At 41.2% G+C, this 1,771-nt stretch carries 2 protein-coding genes; both read left to right on the top strand.

The annotated features are described in order from the left end of the window. Positions 1–225: 225 nt before the first annotated feature. The gene (locus tag AAFM34_RS20925; protein ID WP_341666218.1) at positions 226–1,590 is read left to right on the top strand and encodes an AlkA N-terminal domain-containing protein; all 1,365 of its coding nucleotides are present in this window, start codon (positions 226–228) and stop codon (positions 1,588–1,590) included. Continuing rightward, complete coding sequence (locus AAFM34_RS20920) at positions 1,587–1,727, top strand: hypothetical protein (RefSeq protein ID WP_371833292.1); 141 nt, start codon at positions 1,587–1,589, stop codon at positions 1,725–1,727. Before AAFM34_RS20925 ends, AAFM34_RS20920 begins: the two co-directional genes overlap by 4 nt. Positions 1,728–1,771 lie beyond the last annotated feature (44 nt).

Raw genomic sequence — 1,771 nt, 5'->3', positions numbered from 1 at the left:
GTGAGTTTGTGATTATTTGTGAGCACGATAGTGCATGTATGTAAGTTCATAGCCAACTTCCTTTTTTATATATTTTATTCTTCATTGTAACTCTAGATGAGTTTGAACTGATAGCAAATTCGATTCGTTTCCGAAAATGGCTAGTATTTCCTTTTTGCAAAGATAGACTTTACATAAGAATTAGAAAAATAAAAATTACTATGGACAAGAAAAATAAAAATTACTATGGACAGACTCCCGACAATTCCGTTGCATGAATGCCAAAAAGCTCGCCAAGCCAGAGATGCGCGTTTTGATGGGCGGTTTTATATCGCGGTGAAAACAACAGGTATCTTTTGCCGGCCGATTTGCCCAGCTAACCTGCCTAAAGAAGAGAATGTGACGTATTTTTTTGATAAGGCTCAGGCTTTAAAAGCTGGATATAGGCCATGCCTACGCTGTAGGCCCGATAGTGCGCCAAATTCATGGGCATGGAAAGGTGTCGAAACGACGTTTTTACGTGCTATCAAGCTGATTGAACAAGGTGGACTTCAGTCATGTAACCTCAATGAATTTTCCCAAAGACTAGGCATAAGTGATAGATACCTGCGTCATTTATTTCAACGCTACCTTGGTATGTCGCCCAAACAATACGCTTTGTACCACCAACTGATGTTTGCCAAGCACTTGCTGCATTCTAGCTCCATGTCTATTACCGATATTGCTTTTTCAAGTGGTTTTAGCAGCGTTCGCCGTTTTAATGATGCATTTAAGCAGGTTATGAGGCTGACTCCTACGCAAGTACGTAAGCAGGAAGAGATGCTACAGAGTAAGGTGAATTATATTGATCTTGCATTCAAAGGCCCGTTGGACTGGGATTATATGTTGCAGTTTTATCGTCTCAGAGCGATTGAAGGGTTGGAGTATGTCAGTGATAAAAGTTACCAGCGGAGTTTTGCTATCAATGGCGCATCAGGTACGTTTTCAATTTATCCTATTCGAGCTGGCGTATTGCGAGTAGAGTTTGAGTTGTCTGATCATTGTCAGTTAAGAGCTTTAGTAACTCAGCTGAGAAGAATGTTTGATCTGGATAGTGATATTTTTGCAATTGAACATGTCTTTCAAAAACTAAACCCCAAGCTAATTAAACGAAGTGGTATACGCATACCAGGGGTTTGGAGTACTTGGGAAGGAGGCGTACGCGCAATCTTAGGCCAACAAGTGTCGATAAAAACGGCTATAGGACAACTTAATTTATTGGTGCGTAACTTGCAGGGAGAAATAGTGACGCACTTTCCCACGCCACAAGAGGTAAGCCAAGCGGATATATCTTTTTTGCGTATGCCTGAAAGTCGCAAACATACATTACTTAGGTTTGCCGAATATATACAAGAATATCCTGAAGCTGAGTGTGATAAATGGCTGGATATTAAAGGCATTGGCCCATGGACGGTAAATTATGCGAAATTGAGAGGCACCTCGGAGCCTAACTGTTTTCTAGAAGGAGATTTAGTTGTGAAAAAAGTGCTAAAGCAGTTTCCAGAGCTTAATGCTGAAAGTGTTTCTCCTTGGGGGAGTTACGCCACTTTTCATTGTTGGAGCCATGCATGAATAGTTGTTACACCACCTTTGACTCTCCATTAGGTAAAATGACCATTCAAGCGAATGAACATGGTTTAATGGGAGCTTGGTTTGAGACTCAGACCACACAACCGCAAGACTTAGGTAAAAAAGATCCAAAGCACTGAGGGATCCCCTCATAAATCCGCCAGTGCATAGCCATCTTTTAAGA

It is taken from the genome of Vibrio sp. (genome assembly GCF_038138445.1).
Taxonomy (GTDB): domain Bacteria; phylum Pseudomonadota; class Gammaproteobacteria; order Enterobacterales; family Vibrionaceae; genus Vibrio.
This window is presented reverse-complemented; position numbering and strand designations above follow the sequence as displayed.

Bases quoted from the DNA above. Each gene is read 5' to 3' on its own strand.
- AAFM34_RS20925 (WP_341666218.1), top strand. From the start codon at position 226: ATGGACAGACTCCCGACAATTCCGTTGCATGAATGCCAAAAAGCTCGC.
- AAFM34_RS20920 (WP_371833292.1), top strand. From the start codon at position 1,587: ATGAATAGTTGTTACACCACCTTTGACTCTCCATTAGGTAAAATGACC.